Genomic DNA, 20,195 nt, shown 5'->3' with positions numbered 1-20,195 from the left:
GGTGACCAATGCCTGAGTTGTTAGGTGTTCCCACCCCGAGAATCGGTATCGCCCCGGCGTCCGCGTATTCCCATGGGGAGGAAGCCGCGGAGCTGATGCAACTCGCCGATATCGCATTATACGAGTGGCAGCAGATCGTTTTGGATTCCGCGTTGGGGGTGCGGGCCGATGGTAAATGGTCGGCAAGTTCGGTTGGGTTATCGGTCAGTCGGCAGGCGGGAAAGTCGGCCCTTATCGAGGCCCGTGCGTTGACCGGGGTGCTGCTGCTCGGGGAACGCCAGGTTGTCATTTCGGCACATGAGCAGAAGACCAATAACGTCATCTTCCGGCGAATGCGGGACTACCTCACTGGTTCCCGCCATTTACGCGGGTTGCTGAAGCCGGGGACGGAAGGTATTCACCGGTCGAAAGGCGAAGAGGGGTTCACCTTCGCCGATGGGGCGGAAATCCGCTTCTTGGCTCGGTCGAACGGGTCTGGTCGCGGTTTCTCACCGGACTGCCTCCTTTTGGACGAGGCGCAAATGATGACCTCGGACGAATACGAGGCAATCCTAGGTTCGGTCTCGGCAAAGACTAATCCGCAAGTGTGGTTGTGCGGCACACCGCCACCACCGAACGTCGCGGCTGATTCATTCGCCCGCCTGCGGGCTTCGGCTTTATCAGGAGACGACAAGCGGGCCGCGTGGTTCGAATACTCCCCGCCCGATGATTGCGATATCGACGACCGGTACAACTGGGCGTTAGCCAATCCGGCATGGGGTTTAGCGCTCCAGACGGAAACGATCGAGCGGGAACGTGCCCAGTTCTCCGAAGACGGCTTCTGCCGGGAACGGCTCGGCATGTGGGTGTTCGCCGGTACCCCGGCAGTCATTACCGCCGATATGTGGAATACGGCGGCCGTAGACGATATGGCCGAGATGATCGGCCCGGTGTGTATCGGGGTGGATATTTCCCCGGACCGCTCGCGGGCGTGTATCGCGGTCGCCGGTATCCGGGCCGATGGCCGGTATCAAGTCGAATTGGTAGCACACCGCACCGGAACCGACTGGATATTGCCGAAACTCCTGGAGCTTATCACCAATCATGACGTGAAAACCGTGGTGGTCGAAGGCGCTGGCGCGGCGGTCACGCTCGCGCTGGAACTGGAGCGGGAACGACTCCCGGTCTTGACCACTTCGGCAACCGAATGGGCAGGTGCCTGTGGGTTGTTTTATGACTCGGTCGTCAATGGGAACCTTGCCCATTTGGGCGATCCCGCATTAGCAACTGCTGTTGCCGCTGGCCGTAAACGTCAGTTGGAAGGCCGATGGGCCTGGGCTCGGAGAAACGCCGATTCCGATATCACCCCGGTCTGTGCCGTGACGCTGGCGTTGTTCGGAGCTGTGAAAATCCGCCGACGCTCGAAGCGTGGCACGCGGAAGACTGGCTTACAAGTCTGGAACTAAGAATATTGACTGTTATTGACGGGCTCAGTCCCGATGAATCCATGTTGTACGGCAAACTCGTCAACCAGATCGACACCTACGCCGGTACCAACCGGCGCAAACTCGCCTACTACGAGGGCCGCCAACGAGTCAAACACCTACGGATCGCGGTCCCACCCCACTTGGAAAACCTGCTGAATATCTCGGTCGGGTGGGCCGGAACCGCCGTCGACGTGTTGAACGAACGCATCGATTTCCTCGGCTGGAACCAATCCAACAACGACGACTACGGCCTGCCCACGATCTACGCCCGTAACCGGCTATCGGTGGAAGCCAGCCTTGCCCACTCGGCCGCCTTGATTTACGGGCAAGCCTATGTGTGTGTCGGGGCCGGAATGCCGGGCGAACCACACCCGTTGGTCACGGTCGAATCGCCGCTGGCGATGACCGGCCTGTATGACGCACGCCAACGCCGATTGACCTCCGCTTTATCCCGGGTCTGGGATGCGGAGAAAAAGAAATACACCGCATCCACGCTGTTCCTGCCTGACGACACCATTTACTGTCAGGCCGATGATTCGGGGGTGTGGCGGGTCGTCTCCCGCAACACCCATGAGTTGGGGCGGGTACCGGTGGTGCGATTGGTCAATCGGCCGACCGCATCCAACCTCAACGGTCGGTCGGAGATGTCGCACGCGGTGCGGTCCTACACCGATGAAGCCGTCCGCACCCTCACCGGGGCGGCAGTCTCACGAGAGTTCTACGCCACTCCACAGCGCTACGTGTTGAACCACGCGGCGGAGCAAGCAGACAGCCCGGGGTGGGAAGCCATCGCGGGCCGGGTCTGGTCCCTGCCCTACGACGACGAAAACCCCGACGCTAGAGCCGAAGTCGGCGAGTTCACTGCCGCCTCACCCGCACCGTTCCTCGACCAGCTACGCGGGCTGGCCGAAGGATTCGCCGGAGAATGCGGAATCCCCCTGTCCTACTTAGGGTTTGCCAACGACCAAGCCTCAAGCGCGGACGCTATCCGCGCCCTCGAAGCGCGCCTTGTGAAGCGGGCCGAGCAACGACAAACCGAGTTCGGGCACGGCTGGACCGAGGTAGCCGAACTCTGCTTGCTGGTGCGAGACGGCACAATCCCGGACACCTTCTACGACGACGTGGCACCGAAATGGCGTGACGCGAACACGATTTCGCGTGCCGCCGCCGCTGACGAGGTGGTCAAGCTCGTGCAATGCGGGGTGCTGCCCGCCGATTCCCCGGTCGTCTATGACCGGCTCGGGTTCACCGAGACCGACCGCAAACAGATCGAAGCCGACAAGCGCAAGGCGCGGGTGACCGGGCTTGTGGAGAACCTGCGGGCGGCATCCGACCACGTCACCGCGACCAATCCCGCCGTCGCCGCGCTGACGGCACGGCGGACACCGACCACCGAACAAACCGACAACGAGGCGGCATAAGGTGACTGAAACCAACAGCGACACAACAGAGTTCGCGCCCATCACGACGCAAGCCGAGTTCGATGCCGCCATCTCCGAACGGATCACCCGGGTACGCAACCGGTATGCCGACTACGACGAGTTGAAGACCCAAGCGGCACGCGTCGAGCAGATCGAAGCCGAGCACGCTACCGCCCTCGCTGCCGCTGTTGCGCGGGCGGAAGCGGCAGAGTCCCGGGTCGGCGAGTTGGAAGCGTCAGCGTTGCGTCTGGAGGTCGCCACGGCGGCCGGAGTCCCGGTCGGGCTGCTGCACGGTGCGACCAGGGAAGAACTCGAACAATCCGCAGCAACCCTCAACGCCTTCCGTGCCACCGCAGCCCGCGTGGAACCAGACCCGAACCAGGGCCGCACCAACGCGACCGGTGCCAGCAGCGGACGGTTCGATCCGCGAACCCTGTTCCCCCACATTTAATTTCAATCTTTCCGCTGCCCCGAGCGGTGATCGGGAGACCCAAACACATTCTCGTACAACACGATTGAAGGAAATATATTCGTGCCTACCATTGATCGCTCTGCACTCGGCGGTAACTCCACCGCCCTCCTGCCCGATGACGCTGCCGCTGAAATCATTGCGTTGGCCCCGCAGTCGTCAGCGGTGATGACGCTCGGCAAACGGGTGCCGATGAACGCGCAGAAGCTGAACCAGGCCGTGTTGTCGGCCGAACCGGTCGCCTCGTGGGTGGAAGCCGACACCGACGCCCGGCCCGTATCCACCGCCACGGTCCGCAACGAGGTGCTGACCGCGAAGGAACTCGAAACCACTTTGGTTATTCCCCGCAACGTCTACGACGACGCCTCGATTGATCTGTGGGAACAGTTGAAGCCGCGCATGGCAGCGGCATTGGGCAAGAAGCTCGACCAGGCCGCTTTGTTCGGTCTGGGTTCGCCGAAGGACTTCCCGGTCGGTGGCATAGCCGGGCTCGCTGACTCGAAGGTCGTCGGTGGCACCGGGGCCGACAAGGACAAGAAAACCCACGTGGTGGACGACCCGAAAATGGATCTCGCCGCCAAGGTCGCCAAGGCGGGGGAAATCCTCGCCAGCGAAGGTCTGGAACTCAACGGTATCGCCGCTGTCCCGGGGGCGCAGTGGCGGTTGATCGGATTGCGTGACAACAACGGCCAACCGATCTACACCCCGTCCCTGTCGGCCGGTGCCCCAGCCGGACTCTACGGCCTGCCTTTGCAGGAAGCGAAGAATGGTGGCTGGAACCCCGCCGCCGATATCGTGCTGATCGCTGCCGATTGGTCCAAGATTCTGGTGGGTGTCCGTAACGATGTCACCATCGAAATGTCGGATCAAGGCACCATCACCATTGACGGTAAACCGGTCTCCCTGTGGGAAACCCGGCAAATCGCCGTCCGTGTCCTGTTCCGGGTTGGCCTGCATATCGCGCAGCCGGTGACCCCGGTCGATTCCAAGACCGAGACTCAGCGGCTGGCGTTCCCGGGCGTGAACATCAAATAACCCGGATTGCGTGAGGTGGTGAGGCCCAGAGCCTTGGGAGGTACTATCCCGACCTCACCACCATTCACCATGCGGTACAACGATGTCCCGCCGTGACGACCGAGCGCGGCAAGGACACCCGGAAAAATAACGTCGTGTACGTCAACGGTAGTGGTGTTTCCCCTTCGGCCGCGTTTCGGTGACGATACCGGCATCGGATTCGAACACCTCAGCGCGGAGACGCGCGATGAAGTCGTCGATGGTGTAACCGGCCGCGAAGATCTGCGCCAACAATCGCGCTGCCGGACGGTCAGCAGCCATAACCGGTGATTCTGCCCTGGAAACGGGGAGGCCCGTACCGCACCCTCGGTCAACGGCCCAATCAACAGCACGGGCCTCCCCGACAGCCACGATCCATAAAGGCAGCAGGGTTCATGGATCGTGACATACACACAGGTTAGAGGGAGGAATAGGATAAACCGGATATCGGTGCAATTCTGGTCGAACACAGCATCAATATCGCCGGAAACACGCCACGAACCGATACACTTCGGGCCGGTTCCGGCGTTCCGGGACTACGACCGGGGTTGAGCTGCCGCTTCTCCTTGCTGCCCTGGTCGCTGTGTGTGTCGCTAAAGGCCTGGTGATGGCCATCCCTTCCATCACCAGGCCACAAGTACACCGGACTCAACTCCGGGCACGCTCGATACCACGCCCCTCATCACCACGCCCACCACGCTGCACCGTCGGCGCTTCCGTATGACCAGGGTCGCGCTCATGAGCGATAACCGGTGCCTGGATATATCCTTGGAGTCGGGCTATCTCGGGTGGTATCCCGCGTTCCACCAAATTCTGCATATAAGCGGTCTGGGCCGTGTCCGCCCGTGTCAGCTGTTCCCGTGCTTCTTTGTCCCGGGCTTCCCGCTCGGCCTGTGCCGAGACTGATTCCGTTTCCCGCGCCACGGCTGTGTGTTGATCATCGCGGGATAGCCCGAGGCGGGCCGCCATTTCCTGTGCCACCCGTTCGGCAGCCTCACGCCCGGGGGCTGACACCGCGCGTGCCTGCCGGGCCTGTTCGTGTGCTTGCCGCTCGTGGTCGATTCTTTGCGGTGCGTCGGCCCGGCCGCGTGCGGCGGATTCCTGGAATCTTTGTACCGCACGAAATTTCGAGGCGGCCTCGCGCGCCTTGGCCAACACTGCGATCTTGTCCCGCCGCTTTTGCAGCTCCTGCGCCTTCTGCTCGCGCGCCTTCTCTCCTACGCCCGGTAATTCGAGCTGCTTACCTTGCCCCGGTGGCGTGATCTGTTTGCTTCGCTCCAAGTCCACGCCCAGTGCCCATATTGTGCGGGCTTCGGTTCGTGAGATTTCCTTGTGCGTGAATCTATCTTTGAAGTCTTTCTTCAGCCCGTCGATAAGGCGTTGACATTCTTTCGAAACATATTCGCCTTCGACGGAGCGCAACATGTGCTGATGTTTTTTATCGGTTTCGAGTATGACTCGCAGCGCTCTCAGCTGCTTCTCATCCTTCCGCCCCTCCATCCTGCCGGATTTATCCTCGATGGAGAATGTTCGACCTTGGTCTGCCTTGACCTTGTCGAACTGTATTCGCCCCTCCGGTGTCTCGTAAACACGAGACTGCTGCTCATACCCGTTTTCACGGTCCCGGAAATAGAGGTACGTGCCGTTCTCGAATACTCTGCCGCGTATGTTGTTATCGGCAATCCTGTCACGGTCTCTGTCGTATCCATCCGGCATAGCTGGACTACACCCCCCGGTGTACGGATTATGAGGAGAGAATCATGTGGCGAAACCTCTATCAGATGGTTCGGTTTTCGCCGTGGCGCTTTTCCTCGACATAGGTTACATATTCGCGGATGATCGAGGCCATTTTCGAGAACATGCCGTCATGCTCTTCGGGATGATATTCGATCATGCTGCCTATCAAACCCCATATGACCTCTAGATCCTCGTCATACGTATCGAAGAGTAGGGCCGGATTGACGTGTTCATAAAAGGAATGCTCACGTCCGAACCATTTATATTCGACCCATTCGGCACCAGCGAACTTGATGAAGCATTCACCTATGAAACAAATGAACGCATCGACCATATCGGCAGTATCGGTTGCCGTCGCAGCGGTAACCCTATCGGGGAACAATTCCGCGACAATCGGGTTCAGCCGTTTTACTTCCGGCGAGTCTTCCGGCCACGGTTCCGCAGGGATGCCCTCAATACCGGCGTACTCCATGAATTTCCGGGCTTGCGCCTCACGCCTCTGCGGGTCAACCCATTTACCCCACTCGGTCTGCTCGACACCGAGGTCCATGCTCAACTGCTCGTCGTTCCCCATCCGCTACCCCTTCTCGTTGACAGCCTGTCGCCCTGAGTCGCTACCCGTGCAGTATCGCCGGTCACGCAGACAAAGTCGGCAGACGCGGGCGGCTCCCCGTGCTCGTCTTGGACCAGGCGAACCCCGCGCATATGTCATCCCGATGGTTCGCGGATGGGCACCAGGTACAACAGATCGGCCCAATAGTCGTGCCTAACCGCGTTCCACAAATCTTCATGCTCCGGCATCGCTTGCCGTGCTTCGGCCAAATCGGTACGCACACTGAACATCACCGGTCCGGGCCTGAACAGTCGCATGTTCACGATGTAGGGAGCGCGGCCGATCATCTGCCACACCGCAGCCTTGCTGCCGTCCCGGGTCGTAGTGGTCCGTAGCGCGTCACTCATCGTCGTCTACCTCGATCCCTGGCATTCCCGTTCCTTTGCTCACCAGCGCGGGATGCCGAGATGAACCAGGCGCACCGCATCGAGTACCACATCCAGGGGTGGACGTTGGTTGCTCCTGACCGGATCGAGCCAGCGGCACAACCGGGGATCACCAGGCGACGGCAGCGGCACCAATCCCCCGACCGGGACCAGGGTGCAACCGGTCGCCAGCATCAACCCGTTGACCCGCCAATCGTCATCGGCCACCGCCGAATACCCGGTCAGGAAAGTCCATCGCGGCACCATGGCGCGACCGTGCACGATCACCGGGACAGAACCCGTGGTGCGGGAAAGGATTCCAACGACATCGCTGGCGAGCGGCTGCGGCATCGTGACCGCCCGCAGCTGCCCGCCGACAGTGACCAGAATCCGGCCCCCGCTGGTGTGACACGGTATCGCGAACGCGGTCCGGTAATAGTGCACCCTGGTCAACAGGGTATCGCCAAAAGCTATGTGCTCCATCGAGATTCACGCCCCCTGGCAGAAGCAATAGTTAGGGTGCGCCCGGCCCCGGCCTGCCGGACGGGGCGTCAGTGTGAAAGACCGGGACGGGACTGGAGGAGATTGGCCAGTTCCCTACCGGGCACTCTCTTAGGTGAACACGGGATGTGTCCGGCTCGGGGGTTTACGCTGTGTTCAAGACCGCAGACCAGCATTTGAAAACACTTGGGCGGGTGTGAATTGGATTCGGCGCGGACAGCATTACCGGGGATGGACTCCAATCAGACTGGACAGACGCTCAGGCGGCTTCGTGTCGAACGTGGCCTCAGCTTCGGTGAGCTTGCCGCCCTTCTGTTCTGTGAACGCTCCCACCTGTCGAACATCGAGGCAGGCCGACGCTGGCCTAAAGAACGCGCGTGGGCGGAGCGTGCCGATCGCGCGCTGAATGGAAACGGTGTGCTGACCGCAGCGTGGGACGCCGACCAGCAGCAACGCACTGAAGCCGCAACGACGCTGAAGCTCCTCGAGAAGGCTCGGCGCGAGTCGGAAGCGTTAGTAGTCGCGCCAGACGGTGTACATCTCGACGACATCCACGACGACATTGTGCACATAGCGCGAGCATCGGGAATCGAGGCGTACGACAGGACGATTCGTCATGCCCTCGACCTGCGAGCTGAACTCATGCGACGACTTCGCGAAGGCGCACATCGGCCAGACACCATCCGAGACCTCTATGTTGCGCTGAGCCGCGTGTGCGGCGTGCTGGCCTATCTGACCTTGGATCTCGGCCAAGCCGATATGGCTCAGGCACATATACGAGCAGCTTTCCAACTTGGAGACCGGGCCGAACATGATCAGTTGCGGGCTTGGGCACGGGGCACTCAATCTCTCGCCTTCCGATTCACCAAAGACTTCGAGCTGGCACGTGATGCCGCTATAGACGGGCTCCGCTTCGTCGGCGCATCGACTGGCACCGCCGAACCGCGCCTGCTGTGCGGACTCGCGGCATCTACCGCGAATCTCGGCGACTCCGGTCGGGCCGTTGAGCTGCTAGAGCAGGCCGATAAGTCACGGGAGCACTGCGGCCCTGATGAGATAAACGGGCCATTGTTCGGATTCAGTCCGGCGAAACAGCTTTATTACCATGGCTTTTCGCTGATGTGGGCCGATGATCCTGCAATTCTTCGAAGGGCGGTGAAAGCCTCTCACGAGGCCATCGCCGCATGGAGAGAAACCAACTCACCAGGCGACGAGATGCTGACCTACATCTATCTGGCTACCGCGTGCGCCCGTCTCGGCGATCTGGATGGAAGTATCGAAGCGGTCGCGCCAATCCTTGAGCGGCCTGTGACAGCGTCGTTCTCGTGGGTCAAGAAGCGAATGAACCAGTTGGATAAACTGCTGGGTATGCACTTCCCCAACTCGCGAGTCGCAGACGATATGCGAGAAACATTGCAGGCGTATGTCCACGCGGCGTGATCATCACGAGCGAAGCCTGAGAACGTCTCTTGCCGAGAAGGATGCCTTCACCGCTGCCGTGATATACGGAGAGTTCAACCGGCCGTGGGTGTTTCGACTGCGGCAGACCCCGGTTCAGCTTTGTTTAGCCGCTGCCTTCATCTGCTTCTTGAAGGCCCGTACTTCGAGTAGCGATTCAGCATCGGTGATATCCGCCGCCGAACGTCGAGACCCCTTCTCTGAGTACGCGCCCGCCGCCTTCTCCCAGCCCTTGGGGGTGACGCCGAGCTGTTTCCCGAGCAGGGCCAGGAAGATTCGCGCCTTCTGATCCCCGTACCCCGGCAGCTCCTTCAACCGCCGGAGAACCTCCTTGCCGTCCGGGTCGCCCTGCGTCCAGATTCTCTCAGTGATTCCGTCATAGTTCTCGATCACGTACCGGGCTAGATCCTGAGCCCGCCGTGCCATGGAGCGGCCGTATCGGTGGATCGCGGGCGGCGTAGCCGCCAACTCTTCGAACTCCTCCGGTTCCGCCTCAGCGATCTTGCGAATGTCGAATCCGCCCATCCGATCAGCGAGCTTCATCGGCCCACGAAACGCGTGTTCGAGTGGGTATTGTTGATCAAGCATCATGCCCAGCAGTAAGGCGAATGCGTCCGTAGACAGCAACTCATCCGCGTTGGGCTCCTGCGCGAGGCACAACTTACGGCTCATCAGAAGTCCTCCCGGTTCGCATGATGCAAGTGTGTTGACAACTGCTGGTCCAGCAGCATGCCGGTGAGCAGCGCGAACGGATCCTCCGACAGCAGTTTGTCGGCCTCGGGCTCCTGGGCGAGGCACAGCTTCCGGGTCATCGCCGATCCTCCTTGTGCGGCAGCCGATTTCTGGACCGCTCAGATCATCTCATTCCGGGCCCTCATGTGGCGCAGCCCATCCGGATGGGTCAATTGCGGCAATCGTGATCGACATCACAGACCTGCCGTGCGGGCCGATATGGCCCCGCGTAGGCTCACGCCATGCCTCAGACGACGACATACGGGCTGCGCCCGGATCGTTTCGACAGCGCGGGCCAGGATCAACTGGTCGACGTGCGCGATCTCCAGGCGGCGCTGCCCGGGATCCGGCGGCTGCGGAACTGGGCCCACGAGGCCCTTGCCCTGCGGCCCGGCGAGAGTGCGGTGGATATCGGTTCCGGCACCGGTTCGGAGGTCATGGCCTTCGCCGATGCGGTCGGTCCCACCGGTACCGCGGTCGGTGTGGAACCCGACCCGAATCTGTTGGCCGCCGCCGAACGACGGGCCGCGCAGGCCGGTTCGCGGGCCAAATTCCATTCCGGCGACGCGTACGGTCTGCCGTTCGGCCCCGACAGTTTCGACGCCGCGCTGTGCGAGCGGGTCTTCCAGCATCTGACCGCACCGACCCGGGCGGCCAACGAGATCGCCAGGGTGCTGCGCCCCGGCGGCCGGGCGGTCGTCGTCGATGTGGACTGGGGCACGGCGATCGTGCATCCGGGTGAGCGTCAGGTGGTGCGCGAGGTGATCGACACGCTGGTGTCGGCCACCACCAACCCGTTCTCCGGCCGCCGCCTACCCGGACTGCTCACGCAGGCGGGTCTGGTGGTCGACGACATCGGCTCGCACGCGCTGGTGCAGGATCGCAGCGTCGGCGCCGGTGCACTGGTCACCCGTATCGCGGAGATGGCGGTGGCGCGCGGTTCCATCACCGAGGCCCAGCGCGATCTGCTGCTCACGGAGCTGGCGCGCGGGGCGGCCACCGGCGACGCCCACCTGTCGGTGACGATGTTCGCCGTGCTCGCGCACAAACCCAACTGAGCTACGCGGATTGGGCCCCGGCCGAAGCCGGGGCCCAATTCGTCTGTGCCGCAGTGAATTACTTGGCGAGCAGCCTTTCGGTCGCGGCGAGCAGCACGCAGGTCGCCAAGCCGTCCATCGCCTTTTCCAGCTCCGGCAGCTGTGGGAAGGTCGGTGCGATGCGAATGTTCTTGTCCTCCGGGTCATTCCGGTACGGGAAGGTGGAACCCGCCGGGGTGATGGCGATTCCGGCATCCTTGGCCAGCTCGATCACCCGCTTGGCGGTGCCCTCCAGCACATCGAGGCTGATGAAGTAGCCGCCCTTCGGCTCGGTCCAGGACGCGACCTTCGACGCGCCCAGCCTGTCCTCCAGAATCCGCTGCACCAGTTTGAATTTCGGCTCCAGGATGGCGCGGTGCTTCTGCATATGCGCGCGCACGCCATCGGCGTCCCGGAAGAAGCGCAGATGCCGCAGCTGGTTCAGCTTGTCCGGGCCGATGCTCTTGCGCCCGGCAAGCTTCAGGTACCAGTCGATGTTCGCGGTGGAACCGCCGAGGAAGCTGACGCCCGCACCGGGGAAGGTGATCTTCGAGGTGGAGGCGAAAACGATGGGACGGTTCGGGTTTCCGGCCGCGGCGGCCAGCCCGAGCACGTCGAGCACCGGGTCTGCGGTGTCGGTGAGCGGGTGCACCGCGTACGCGTTGTCCCAGAGCAGGCGGAAGTCCGGCGCGGCCGCCCGCATCGAAACCAGTTCCCGGACCACGTCTTCGGAGAAGGTGACGCCGGTCGGGTTGGAGTAGTTCGGCACCGCCCAGATGCCCTTGACCGCCGGATCGTTCGCCACCAGCTCGGCGATGGCGTGCACGTCGGGGCCGTCGTGGCGGACCGGGATCGGGATCATCTCGAAGCCGAGGCCCTCGGTGATCGTGAAGTGCCGGTCGTAGCCGGGGCTCGGGCACAGGAACTTCAGCGTGGGCTCATCCGCCCAGCGGCGCGCCGAATCCGGGGTGCCGAAGAGCATGGCGAAGCTGATCACGTCGTACATCAGCTCGAGGCTGGAGTTGTTGCCCGCCAACAGGTTCGACGCCGGGATGCCGAGCAGTTCGCCGAAGATGGCACGCAGCTCGGGCAGGCCCTGCTGGCCGCCGTAGTTGCGCAGGTCGGTGCCTGCGGCGTCGCGGTAGTCGTCCGCACCGGGCAGGGTGAGCAGGCCGGCGGACAGGTCGAGTTGCTCCGGCGCGGGTTTTCCGCGGGTGAGATCCAGCGTGAGCTTCTCGGTCCTGAGCGTCGCGTAATTCGCACTCTGCGTCTCGTGTTCGGACACGAGCTCCGCATGGCTCATCAAACCGATCTGCGTTTGCCGGGGCATTGTTGGCAGCCTTTCGAAGCAGCTTATTAGTTGCGGGAGCGGCCGGGCCGAGCGTGGCGGCCGGGCCAGGTCCGTCCGAGCGCGTCGGCGGACCGCCATCACGGTACCCGGCAGTTGCTCTGAATAGGAGGCAATAAATAGAAGGGGACCCAGCGCACCCGGCAGAGCCCGTTGACCCTTGCTGCCTTCCGGCCCTGGGGGGGTTCACAGGATGCGCGCCGCGCTGGATCCGTCGGCCAGTGTAGCGACTGTCCGATCGGTACGGATCACGGGGGGCCGCATCCCCGACGATGCTCCACCGGTGCCGATTCGCCCGGTTCGGGCCCGGCAGCCCCGAAAGTTCGATGTGATTTTCGACACTGCATCATTGCCCCATTGTCGATAATTCGGCATCGCACACCACTTTTTCGACTCGAAATCGCGTATCCGGCAGGCCATTTCGGCAAATTCCGGATGCGCACCATATAGCGGTCCATGCACCTTTCGCGCATTGTGTTCGCGAGGTGACCCGGCACCCATTGCGACCGCCATCTACCTGGTCTAATGTCCACTTCGCCCGGCCGATCCGGTGCCTTCGCATGTTTTCAGCATGCGCCTCCTGATGATGGTCACCATTCCACCCCGAAAAACAGGATCCCAGTATTCGCGCTTTGTCCCTGCGCGCGCGAATGAATAACCCCCGTCGGCAGCAAATCCGGCGAGGAGAAGGACTTAAAGGATGAAGAGCCTCAACTTCGCCATCATTACCGTGGGTGCCGTCGCGGTAGTACTGAACTCGATGGCGACGGCAACGGCCGACCCGGCGCCCGCCATCAACTACAGCGTGGACCGGGCAGGCGATTCGGCCGTGCTCACCACCGACTCGGGCACCCTCCAGATCGCCGACGGCAAACTGGACGTGGTCGACAACGCGGGCCGGATCGTCGTCGGCCTGCCCCTCACCTACACCCGCGACGACAAGACCTGGCCGATCGCCGCCCGCATCGACGGCAACCGAGCCACCCTCACCCCGAACACCGATCCGGCCGCCGCCGTGCCCGCGCCCGGCACGTCGGCGCAGCTGCTGCACCCGACAGCGCTCGATCCGCAGTCATCCGGATTCAATACCGCACTGTCGAACTTCTCCACCATCCTCAGCATCGGCACCGCGCTCGGCACGATCATCGGCACCATCGTCGGTGCCAGCCTCGGCTGCCTGATCGGCGGAGTCGTCGCTGGCCTGGCAGGCACCGTCGTCTCCTTCGGCGTCCTGTCCATCCCCGGCTTCCTCGGCGGCTGCATCGTCACCGGCGTCGCGGGGGCGGCCGCGGGTGCCATCGTCGGCACCATCGTCTTCGGCGGCGCATCCCTGCTCATCGGCGGCATCCTGCTGGCGGGCGCGCTCGGCGCCCAGGCAGGCACCCCGTAGCGGCAGGGCGTTTTTACCTCCGGCGGGGTGAGACGGTATGCTCCTCCACGGAGGATTCGCCTAGTGGCCTATGGCGCTCGCCTGGAACGCGGGTTGGGTTAACGCCCTCAGGGGTTCAAATCCCCTATCCTCCGCCATGAAAGACGCAGGTACCGGCAAGATTCTGAATCTTGCCGGTACCTGCGTCCACATCTCCGGTCCACAGACCGGAATCTGAGGGGATTCAACGCCGTGACCTCAGAAGGCACGCGCATGGCGACTACACCCTGAATCCGCAAGGAAGCCAGCACCTACAGTCAGGTGCGCTACCGCGACGGCCGCATTCGCGGACGGACCCGATGGCAACTCCCACCACCAAATCCTGTTCCGGCACAACGGCCGTCGCTCCGCTGAACGCTTCGGCACCCGCGCCTGGTCCCGCCGCGGCGCCTATGAGGTTGTGGCCGAATACTTTTGCGGCGCTCGGTCAGCCGAGAAGTAGCCGCGACAGTTGAACTGCAGATCTATCTGCCCGTGGGGTTGGGCGTAGCCGTCGTGGAGCATGTTCTCGGTGGGGGCGATGTAGGCCTCGCCCGGGTGGATGGTGACCTTCGTGACGGGGTAGCGAGGGAACATCTCCATGAATCGTTTGCCGAGCGCGTATTGCGGGTTGTCCGCGCCTTCGAGCATATTGCCTTCGCGCAGAACCTGTTCCATGACATGGAGGGGCGCGTTGACGCAGAGTAAGCAGCGGTCGTGGTGGCCGAGATTGACGGAGAGGCGATTGGGTGCCGCAGCCCGTTCCGCCAGGGGGCTCTTATACCAGCTGTCGACGTGCAGACCGACCCGGAGACCGTGACTGCCCGTGGTCATCGTCGGATTGCCGACGGGGGTTTTGCCGTAGAGGAGCGGCGCACTGATTTCGGGCCGGTCAGGGTCTGTCAGGGTGTTGGCCCAGCGGAGCATCTCGACCAGACCGATGCGGCCGACGGGTCCGGCGATCAGCGACTGCACCGCCGCCTCGCTTCCGCTGACCGCTGCCGCACGCAATTCGGTGAACGCGTCCAGCACCCGAGCGGGCACGGGGAAAACGGCGATCCACTCGCCGGGCAACGCTGCGGGTGCGGGCGTTCCGAACAAGAGAGCACGTTCGTGACAGCTGGGTAGACGCCACGGCGTGTGGGGCACGAAAGATCCGCGCGAATAGGTATCGGCGAACGAGGTTTCGGCGGCGGGCAGGACGCCGGAGCTCAACTGGACCCGGTCGGCGAACTGCGCGCCGGCTGGGCACAACAGCTTAATTCCGGGGCGAAGTCCGTTGTGTGCGAGGGGAATACGGTGATGAAGGGACATAGCCTGATCCTGGGCGACGGAATATGTTGTGCGCCGCTATCGGTCATGCGGCGCTGTGTTGGAGCCGCCACCGCTCAACGGTTTCCGGCACGCGGCCGCGCAGTTGTTCGGCGATGTAGGCGATCACCGGCCGTCCAGTGCACAGCATGTTGCCGTGACCGTCCTCGTCGCGTTCGCACGACTCGGTCTCGGCCAGCAGCGACCCGCCGCAGGCGTCGAAGAAGGGGCAGGACAGGCAGTTCAGCGCGACCCGGCGCTCGGCCTCGACCGCACAGCGCTCGAAGACCGGGCCCGCCAACATGTCGGCGAACGACTCGGTGAAGATATTGCCGATGGACCATGCCGGGTCTCCGTACGGTTCGCCGTAGGTAAAACACGAGCCGTCGGTGTTGACCAGCACCACCGGCAGCCATTCGCGGCGGTCGTAGTAATCCGGTCCAGGGGCTCCGGCGAGATACCGGGCCGCGATCTGCACATACCCATCCAACGGATCCGGCGGCCGCGGCATGGTCTCACTGCCCATCCACAACTCGACCAGCTGCACCAGCGCGGACAGCTCCTGCTCCCGACTGATTTCGTACGGCGTGGTCTGGCCGGGCTCGCGGGTGTCGAACAGCGGAAGCACCCGGAAGTGCAGACGCCGCTGCTCGAAGAATCGGAATATCTGTTCCACGGCGTGGATGTTCTGCGCGGTCAGCACCGAGATGCACCCGACCCGGGCGCCGGTCGCAACGAGCCGGTCCAGGTTCCGCGCCACCCGGTCCTGTGAGTCGCGGCCCGCCAGATTCACGCGCAGCCCGCCCACCACATCGAGGGACACCCCCACGGAGTCGAAGCCTTCCAGCAGCTGCTGACGCTCCTCGTCCAGTATCACCAGATTGGTCTGCACGCTGTTGCGGACCGGCGTCCGCGCATCGAAGATCGCTCGCTGATCGGCCCACGTCTGCCGGTAGAACTCGGCGGGGCGCATCAGCGGTTCGCCGCCATGCCAGATGAAGTGCAGGCTCGTGTGGCAGCCATCTCGCTCGTCGGCGGCGACGAAATACTCCCGCAGAGTGCGGTACATGGCGGTCACCTGCGCGCGGGACATCGCCGCTCGATCACCCAGCTCCGGGTACTCATAGCAGTATCTGCATCGCAGATTGCAGAACTTCGAGACCTTCACCACGATCTGCATATTTCGGTTGGTCGGATTCATTCGGACAATCTCTTTTTCTGCACGGTGACGAACGGGGCCCACCCGCCGCCAGACCTGCGCATGCTGACGGCGGGGTGAGAAATGTTGTTATGCGGGATTATTCGAGCGTCACGCGGACGCCCGCGACCGACGGTGGCCGGTTACGGTTCGACCAGCTGATCGAATGGGTTGATCCACTGATGGAACGGAACGTCCTCATCGAATGGCGATCCCTGGTGGAACGGACCCTGATTGAACTGATGGAATTGATGGAACGGATTCGGTTCCGTCGTATCGCGCTGCGGGCCATGGCTCGCAGTGGCCGTCAGCTGTGCTGTGGTGCTCGGATCGAACAGTGTCGACAGATGATCTGCCGCAGCGGCGCCGGTTACGGCACTCTGCTGCGCCGGAGCTACCGCCGCACCGGCCGGACCGGCAATGGTGGCGGCAATCGCCGGCGCCGCGGCCATGGACGCGGCGATCCCGGCCAGGCGTGCTATCGCCGCCGCCCGACGACTTTGCGAAGGTGGCATTCGGATTTCCTTCCGGTCGAGGTCCCGCCGATACTTGTGGCCCCGGGGTACTTCGATGAATCCGGTGGGACATCTGTAGACACGATCGGGGTATATATCCGGTTCGGGCGTTGATTCCGAGTGCGGGGCAATATGATTCGGGCACCGATCCGAGCACGGTGGATATAGCGCCTACTCAGCGGTTCAAATCTCCCTGCCCTCCCCCACAGCAACGCCTCTGACCGAAGTGAAAACCTTTAGCCAGAGGCGTTTTCGTGCGGGCGGACCGAAACCTGTGCTCGAACAGCCAGACCGCGACTAGTCGGTGCCGAGGACCGGACCCTCATATAGCAGGGCGTCCTTCGCGTCGTACGCACGCACCGCGAGATGCCGCGTCGCCGCGCGCTCCTCCGCGCGCGTATCGCTTCCGAACAGGACGTCCACCATCTCCGCCTCCGACGCGCCCACGTCGCGAAGTCGGCGGATCGTGCGCTCGTACGGCAGATCGAGATCGATTGTCACAGCGAAGGTTCCGGCCACGATATCGGCGCACGAGGTCGCGCCGTCCGCGGTGATCACATCCAGCCTCTCGACGTCCGAGGCGAGCACGCCCAACACTCCGTGCGGGCGCACGCTCACCACCGCGAAGGGACACCGGGTGAAGTCCCGGCGAAACCCTCCCTCCATGATGGTGCCCATCGGACGCGTATCCCTGCCGAAGCGCAATTCCCCTTCGTCGCCGGAATCGTGGTAGACCAGCACCGACCCCTCGGCGGTGCTGGTCATGATCCGTGCGGCCGGATGCCACCCGGCATGCGAAACCGGCTGTGCCGATGGGCCGTTGGCCTCCGCGGCGCGATATACCTCGACGAAGGCTCGAAAATTCGCTCCTCGCTGTCGTTTTCGTTCCTCCACCGGATGCTCCTCGTCTGGCGAGATCACCCGTTCAGCCTGGCATGCCCCGGCTGCCGGGCACATCCGGGATTGCCCTGATCTATCGCTGGTTTCGGCGCCGTTCAATTCGCCTGCGCCGGTTCGAGGTAGGTCAGGGCGGCGGCCAGCACGGCATCCGCGTACTCGGCGGTCAAGCCGCCGAGACCCAGTGACCATCGGTATTGGATCGGTCCTAGCAGCAGGTCCAGCGCGACCTCTGGATCAATGTCGGGACGGAGTTGTCCGGCCGCTACCGCAGCCGACAGCCGGGCGGCGATCGCGGCCCGCGTCGGCAGTAGGACCCGCTCGCGGTAGTAGCGCCCGATTTCCGGGTCCTGCTGGATCTCGATGTACATCGCGCGCAAGAAGCCGTCCTGCGCGGTGCCGGTGAGTTCGGCGACGGCCCCGCGCAGCAGCAGGCGCAGGTCGGCGCGGATGTCCCCACTGTCTGGAATCGCCAAACCTTCTGGCCCCGACTGGGTTTCGAGCATCGCGTCCAGGACGACCGCGCCCTTCGACGGCCACCATCGGTAGATCGTCTGCTTACCGACCCCGGCCTTGGCCGCGATGGCCTCGATGCTCAGCTTTGCGTAGGGCATCGCGTGAACCAGTTCGGTCGCGGCCGCCAGGATCGCGGACCTGGACCGCTGGCTCCGGCGGGCAGCACTCGGTGACTCAGCCATGCACGAATCGTAGCAGCCAACGAGACGGAACGTATCGTCTTGACTTAGCAAGCAGAGTCTGCCACTCTTTGAGACGAGACGGATCGTCTCGCGACGAAAGGAGTAAGCATGACCAGAACCTGGTTCATCACCGGCGCCAACCGCGGGCTCGGCCGAGCCTTCACCCTCGCCGCCCTGGCGCATGGCGACCGAGTCGTCGCAACCGCACGCGACCCGCGCGGCATGGCCGATATCGCCGACCCGCGACTTACCGTGCTGCCGTTGGACGTTCGAGAGCGCGACCGCGTATTCGCCACCGTCGACCAGGCATTCGAGCTCGCCGGATCGATCGACGTCATCGTGAACAACGCCGGTTACGGGCTGGTCGGTGCGCTGGAGGAGCTCGACGAGCGGCGCATCCGCGACCAGATGGACACAAATTTCTATGGTGCGCTGTGGGTTTCGCAGGCGGCCATACCCCATCTGCGCAAACAGGGGTCGGGCCATATCGTGCAGATCTCCACGGTCGGCGCGGTGGGTTCGTTACCGCTGTTCAGCATGTACAACGCCAGCAAGTGGGCATTGGAGGGCTTCGCCTCGTCACTCGCGGATGAGCTGCGCCCCTTCGGCATTCGGGTAACCATGGCGCAGCTGGGTGGTTTCGATACCGACTGGGCGAAATCCAGTATGAAATTCGCCGAGCCATTGCCCGCATACGACGAATTGCGCTCGGGAATCCTCGGCATGTCCGGATATCCGGATCCGGCCGCCCCGCCACCCGCGGTGGATTCCGAATGGGTCGAGGCCGCACCGGAAGTCGCTGCCGCCGAGCTCATCTCGCTGGTCGAGATGGCGGAACCACCGGTGCGCAAGATCATCGGGCCCGGCGCGCACCAGATGGTCGCGATGGCGCTGGACCAGCGCAGGCTCGACTACGCCACCGATCCCGAGTTCACCTGGCCGAGTTGATCCGGGCCGGATCCCCTTCTCACCGAGCCGAATCCGCGGTGGTCAGCGGAGTTCGCGATCGAGGAATCGGTAGAACGGATCGAGGATCTCGGCCATAGGTGTAGGGCCGAGGAACTCGTGATCGGTGTCGTAGGCGTGGAATTCGGCGGGTACACCGGCCGCGGTCAAGGCGTCGTAGAACTCCGGACTCTGTCCGAAAGGAACGATGTGATCGAATCGGCCGTGCTCGATCAGGAACGGTGGTGTCCGGTCCGAGATGTGGTCGATCGGGCTGGCATCGCCCGCCAGTTCCGGGCACGACGACGGTACACATCCCAGCAGATCGCTTTCCGGCGAGCCGGCGGCGTCGTGCCGTAGACCGAACGGCGCGCGTTGCCGATCCATGGTGCGCAGGTCGGTCGGCCCGAACCAGTCGACCACCGCCTGCACGCGGCTGGACTGATCCGCATTGCCGAGATCACCCTCGAATCGCCGATCGTCACCGGTCACCCCGAGCATGGCCGCCAGTTGGCCGCCGGACGAATCACCCCATGCCGCAACCTTTTCCGGATTCAGATGATATTCACCGGCGTTGGCGCGCAACCACCGGACCGCCGCCTTGACGTCGTAGAGCTGAGCGGGCCAGCGCACCTGCGTGCTGAAGCGGTGCTCGACGCTGGCCACCGCATAACCTCGCGCGGTGAGCGTCGCGGCCATTCCGGCGACGGTGCCCCAGGGCATGGCGTTGCCGTCATTGGTTCGCGAGCCGAATTTCCAAGCGCCACCGTGGATATAGACGATCAGCGGCGCGGGCGCCGGACCGGTCGCTGGCAGATACAGATCGAGCAGCAGATCCCGGCCATCGGCGGTGGCGTAGGTGATAGCCGGAAGGACGGTGGCCACCGGCTCGGCACGCGCGACGTGGCCGATCGGCGACATCAGCAGCGCGATCGCGCCGGCGGCCAGCATCCTTCTCATTCGAAATCCATTCCGGGTGAAGAC

22 protein-coding genes, 1 tRNA gene and 1 other RNA gene are annotated in these 20,195 nt (G+C 63.4%); 9 read left to right on the top strand and 15 right to left on the bottom strand.

Annotated elements, in window-relative coordinates:
- Positions 1 to 8 precede the first annotated feature (8 nt).
- The 4 genes from F5544_RS46140 to F5544_RS01445 all read left to right on the top strand — a co-directional run bounded on the left by F5544_RS46140 (position 9) and on the right by F5544_RS01445 (position 4,391).
- Positions 9 to 1,445, top strand: a complete 1,437-nt coding sequence (locus F5544_RS46140; RefSeq protein ID WP_238847037.1) for a terminase large subunit domain-containing protein — start codon at positions 9 to 11, stop codon at positions 1,443 to 1,445.
- A gap of 41 nt (positions 1,446 to 1,486) precedes the next feature.
- Positions 1,487 to 2,887 carry a phage portal protein gene (locus tag F5544_RS01455; protein ID WP_238847398.1) on the top strand — a complete coding sequence of 467 codons (1,401 nt, stop codon included), beginning with the start codon at positions 1,487 to 1,489 and terminating at the stop codon, positions 2,885 to 2,887.
- Position 2,888: 1 nt separating this feature from the next.
- Entirely contained in the window at positions 2,889 to 3,338 is a 450-nt protein-coding gene (locus tag F5544_RS01450) for a hypothetical protein (protein ID WP_167471492.1), read from the top strand.
- Positions 3,339 to 3,419: 81 nt separating this feature from the next.
- Entirely contained in the window at positions 3,420 to 4,391 is a 972-nt protein-coding gene (locus F5544_RS01445; RefSeq protein ID WP_167471491.1) for a phage major capsid protein, read from the top strand.
- Between the two features lie 141 nt (positions 4,392 to 4,532).
- On the opposite strand, the gene F5544_RS01440 is transcribed toward F5544_RS01445, so the two are convergent.
- The 5 genes from F5544_RS01440 to F5544_RS01420 form a co-directional block, all read right to left on the bottom strand.
- Positions 4,533 to 4,691 (bottom strand): hypothetical protein, encoded by a 159-nt coding sequence (locus F5544_RS01440; protein WP_167471490.1) that lies wholly within the window; start codon positions 4,689 to 4,691, stop codon positions 4,533 to 4,535.
- 366 nt (positions 4,692 to 5,057) lie between these two features.
- Positions 5,058 to 6,125, bottom strand: a complete 1,068-nt coding sequence (locus tag F5544_RS01435) for a hypothetical protein (RefSeq protein WP_167471489.1) — start codon at positions 6,123 to 6,125, stop codon at positions 5,058 to 5,060.
- Between the two features lie 61 nt (positions 6,126 to 6,186).
- A complete protein-coding gene (locus F5544_RS01430; RefSeq protein ID WP_167471488.1) occupies positions 6,187 to 6,720 on the bottom strand; it encodes a hypothetical protein in 534 nt (177 codons plus the stop codon).
- A gap of 134 nt (positions 6,721 to 6,854) precedes the next feature.
- Positions 6,855 to 7,106 (bottom strand): hypothetical protein, encoded by a 252-nt coding sequence (locus F5544_RS01425; protein ID WP_167471487.1) that lies wholly within the window; start codon positions 7,104 to 7,106, stop codon positions 6,855 to 6,857.
- Positions 7,107 to 7,145: 39 nt separating this feature from the next.
- Positions 7,146 to 7,607: a hypothetical protein gene (locus tag F5544_RS01420; protein WP_167471486.1), complete on the bottom strand. Its 462-nt coding sequence runs from the start codon at positions 7,605 to 7,607 to the stop codon at positions 7,146 to 7,148.
- Between the two features lie 249 nt (positions 7,608 to 7,856).
- On the opposite strand from F5544_RS01420, the gene F5544_RS01415 reads away from it, so the two are divergent.
- Positions 7,857 to 9,065: a helix-turn-helix domain-containing protein gene (locus tag F5544_RS01415; protein WP_167471485.1), complete on the top strand. Its 1,209-nt coding sequence runs from the start codon at positions 7,857 to 7,859 to the stop codon at positions 9,063 to 9,065.
- Between the two features lie 114 nt (positions 9,066 to 9,179).
- On the opposite strand, the gene F5544_RS01410 is transcribed toward F5544_RS01415, so the two are convergent.
- Entirely contained in the window at positions 9,180 to 9,755 is a 576-nt protein-coding gene (locus F5544_RS01410) for an HhH-GPD-type base excision DNA repair protein (RefSeq protein WP_167471484.1), read from the bottom strand.
- On the bottom strand, positions 9,755 to 9,895 hold the full coding sequence (locus F5544_RS01405; protein WP_428847110.1) for a hypothetical protein: 141 nt from the start codon (positions 9,893 to 9,895) through the stop codon (positions 9,755 to 9,757). Before F5544_RS01405 ends, F5544_RS01410 begins: the two co-directional genes overlap by 1 nt.
- A 162-nt stretch (positions 9,896 to 10,057) precedes the next feature.
- On the opposite strand from F5544_RS01405, the gene F5544_RS01400 reads away from it, so the two are divergent.
- Positions 10,058 to 10,873, top strand: a complete 816-nt coding sequence (locus F5544_RS01400; RefSeq protein ID WP_167471483.1) for a methyltransferase domain-containing protein — start codon at positions 10,058 to 10,060, stop codon at positions 10,871 to 10,873.
- A gap of 58 nt (positions 10,874 to 10,931) precedes the next feature.
- On the opposite strand, the gene F5544_RS01395 is transcribed toward F5544_RS01400, so the two are convergent.
- Both F5544_RS01395 and ffs read right to left on the bottom strand, forming a co-directional pair.
- A complete protein-coding gene (locus F5544_RS01395) occupies positions 10,932 to 12,221 on the bottom strand; it encodes an aminotransferase class I/II-fold pyridoxal phosphate-dependent enzyme (RefSeq protein ID WP_167471482.1) in 1,290 nt (429 codons plus the stop codon).
- A gap of 139 nt (positions 12,222 to 12,360) precedes the next feature.
- Positions 12,361 to 12,455: signal recognition particle sRNA small type (gene ffs, locus F5544_RS01390), an RNA gene on the bottom strand.
- A 484-nt stretch (positions 12,456 to 12,939) separates the two neighbouring features.
- Between ffs and F5544_RS01385 the strand changes: the two genes are divergently transcribed.
- Positions 12,940 to 13,629, top strand: a complete 690-nt coding sequence (locus F5544_RS01385; protein ID WP_167471481.1) for a hypothetical protein — start codon at positions 12,940 to 12,942, stop codon at positions 13,627 to 13,629.
- 49 nt (positions 13,630 to 13,678) lie between these two features.
- Positions 13,679 to 13,766, top strand: a tRNA-Ser gene (locus tag F5544_RS01380).
- A gap of 292 nt (positions 13,767 to 14,058) precedes the next feature.
- Here F5544_RS01380 and F5544_RS01375 read toward each other — a convergent pair.
- The 5 genes from F5544_RS01375 to F5544_RS01355 form a co-directional block, all read right to left on the bottom strand.
- Positions 14,059 to 14,961, bottom strand: coding sequence for a hypothetical protein (locus F5544_RS01375; protein ID WP_167471480.1), 903 nt, complete (start codon positions 14,959 to 14,961; stop codon positions 14,059 to 14,061).
- A 43-nt stretch (positions 14,962 to 15,004) separates the two neighbouring features.
- Positions 15,005 to 16,159, bottom strand: coding sequence for a radical SAM protein (locus F5544_RS01370; protein WP_167471479.1), 1,155 nt, complete (start codon positions 16,157 to 16,159; stop codon positions 15,005 to 15,007).
- Positions 16,160 to 16,299: 140 nt separating this feature from the next.
- Positions 16,300 to 16,671 carry a hypothetical protein gene (locus F5544_RS01365; protein ID WP_167471478.1) on the bottom strand — a complete coding sequence of 124 codons (372 nt, stop codon included), beginning with the start codon at positions 16,669 to 16,671 and terminating at the stop codon, positions 16,300 to 16,302.
- Between the two features lie 297 nt (positions 16,672 to 16,968).
- Positions 16,969 to 17,592 carry a hypothetical protein gene (locus F5544_RS01360; RefSeq protein WP_167471477.1) on the bottom strand — a complete coding sequence of 208 codons (624 nt, stop codon included), beginning with the start codon at positions 17,590 to 17,592 and terminating at the stop codon, positions 16,969 to 16,971.
- 74 nt (positions 17,593 to 17,666) lie between these two features.
- On the bottom strand, positions 17,667 to 18,266 hold the full coding sequence (locus F5544_RS01355) for a TetR/AcrR family transcriptional regulator (RefSeq protein WP_167471476.1): 600 nt from the start codon (positions 18,264 to 18,266) through the stop codon (positions 17,667 to 17,669).
- Positions 18,267 to 18,374: 108 nt separating this feature from the next.
- Between F5544_RS01355 and F5544_RS01350 the strand changes: the two genes are divergently transcribed.
- On the top strand, positions 18,375 to 19,214 hold the full coding sequence (locus tag F5544_RS01350; RefSeq protein WP_167471475.1) for an SDR family NAD(P)-dependent oxidoreductase: 840 nt from the start codon (positions 18,375 to 18,377) through the stop codon (positions 19,212 to 19,214).
- Positions 19,215 to 19,256: 42 nt separating this feature from the next.
- Here the strand turns inward: F5544_RS01350 and F5544_RS01345 are convergent, their stop codons facing one another.
- On the bottom strand, positions 19,257 to 20,171 hold the full coding sequence (locus F5544_RS01345) for an alpha/beta hydrolase (RefSeq protein WP_167471474.1): 915 nt from the start codon (positions 20,169 to 20,171) through the stop codon (positions 19,257 to 19,259).
- Positions 20,172 to 20,195: the final 24 nt, after the last annotated feature.

This window comes from Nocardia arthritidis (assembly GCF_011801145.1).
Classification (GTDB): Bacteria; Actinomycetota; Actinomycetes; order Mycobacteriales; family Mycobacteriaceae; genus Nocardia; species Nocardia arthritidis_A.
Note: the sequence above shows the minus strand (reverse complement) of the source record. Positions and strands in the feature narration are given on the sequence as shown.

What these genes read in the sequence shown, in the direction of transcription:
- F5544_RS01440 (WP_167471490.1), bottom strand. Translation starts at nt 4,691, where the DNA reads ATGGCTGCTGACCGTCCGGCAGCGCGATTGTTGGCGCAGATCTTCGCG.
- F5544_RS01370 (WP_167471479.1), bottom strand. Translation starts at nt 16,159, where the DNA reads ATGAATCCGACCAACCGAAATATGCAGATCGTGGTGAAGGTCTCGAAG.
- F5544_RS01455 (WP_238847398.1), top strand. Translation starts at nt 1,487, where the DNA reads ATGTTGTACGGCAAACTCGTCAACCAGATCGACACCTACGCCGGTACC.
- F5544_RS01435 (WP_167471489.1), bottom strand. Translation starts at nt 6,125, where the DNA reads ATGCCGGATGGATACGACAGAGACCGTGACAGGATTGCCGATAACAAC.
- F5544_RS01405 (WP_428847110.1), bottom strand. Translation starts at nt 9,895, where the DNA reads ATGACCCGGAAGCTGTGCCTCGCCCAGGAGCCCGAGGCCGACAAACTG.
- F5544_RS01385 (WP_167471481.1), top strand. Translation starts at nt 12,940, where the DNA reads ATGAAGAGCCTCAACTTCGCCATCATTACCGTGGGTGCCGTCGCGGTA.
- F5544_RS01410 (WP_167471484.1), bottom strand. Translation starts at nt 9,755, where the DNA reads ATGAGCCGTAAGTTGTGCCTCGCGCAGGAGCCCAACGCGGATGAGTTG.
- F5544_RS01400 (WP_167471483.1), top strand. Translation starts at nt 10,058, where the DNA reads ATGCCTCAGACGACGACATACGGGCTGCGCCCGGATCGTTTCGACAGC.
- F5544_RS01420 (WP_167471486.1), bottom strand. Translation starts at nt 7,607, where the DNA reads ATGGAGCACATAGCTTTTGGCGATACCCTGTTGACCAGGGTGCACTAT.
- F5544_RS46140 (WP_238847037.1), top strand. Translation starts at nt 9, where the DNA reads ATGCCTGAGTTGTTAGGTGTTCCCACCCCGAGAATCGGTATCGCCCCG.
- F5544_RS01395 (WP_167471482.1), bottom strand. Translation starts at nt 12,221, where the DNA reads ATGCCCCGGCAAACGCAGATCGGTTTGATGAGCCATGCGGAGCTCGTG.
- F5544_RS01345 (WP_167471474.1), bottom strand. Translation starts at nt 20,171, where the DNA reads ATGAGAAGGATGCTGGCCGCCGGCGCGATCGCGCTGCTGATGTCGCCG.
- F5544_RS01365 (WP_167471478.1), bottom strand. Translation starts at nt 16,671, where the DNA reads ATGCCACCTTCGCAAAGTCGTCGGGCGGCGGCGATAGCACGCCTGGCC.
- F5544_RS01425 (WP_167471487.1), bottom strand. Translation starts at nt 7,106, where the DNA reads ATGAGTGACGCGCTACGGACCACTACGACCCGGGACGGCAGCAAGGCT.
- F5544_RS01430 (WP_167471488.1), bottom strand. Translation starts at nt 6,720, where the DNA reads ATGGGGAACGACGAGCAGTTGAGCATGGACCTCGGTGTCGAGCAGACC.
- F5544_RS01415 (WP_167471485.1), top strand. Translation starts at nt 7,857, where the DNA reads ATGGACTCCAATCAGACTGGACAGACGCTCAGGCGGCTTCGTGTCGAA.
- F5544_RS01350 (WP_167471475.1), top strand. Translation starts at nt 18,375, where the DNA reads ATGACCAGAACCTGGTTCATCACCGGCGCCAACCGCGGGCTCGGCCGA.
- F5544_RS01355 (WP_167471476.1), bottom strand. Translation starts at nt 18,266, where the DNA reads ATGGCTGAGTCACCGAGTGCTGCCCGCCGGAGCCAGCGGTCCAGGTCC.
- F5544_RS01375 (WP_167471480.1), bottom strand. Translation starts at nt 14,961, where the DNA reads ATGTCCCTTCATCACCGTATTCCCCTCGCACACAACGGACTTCGCCCC.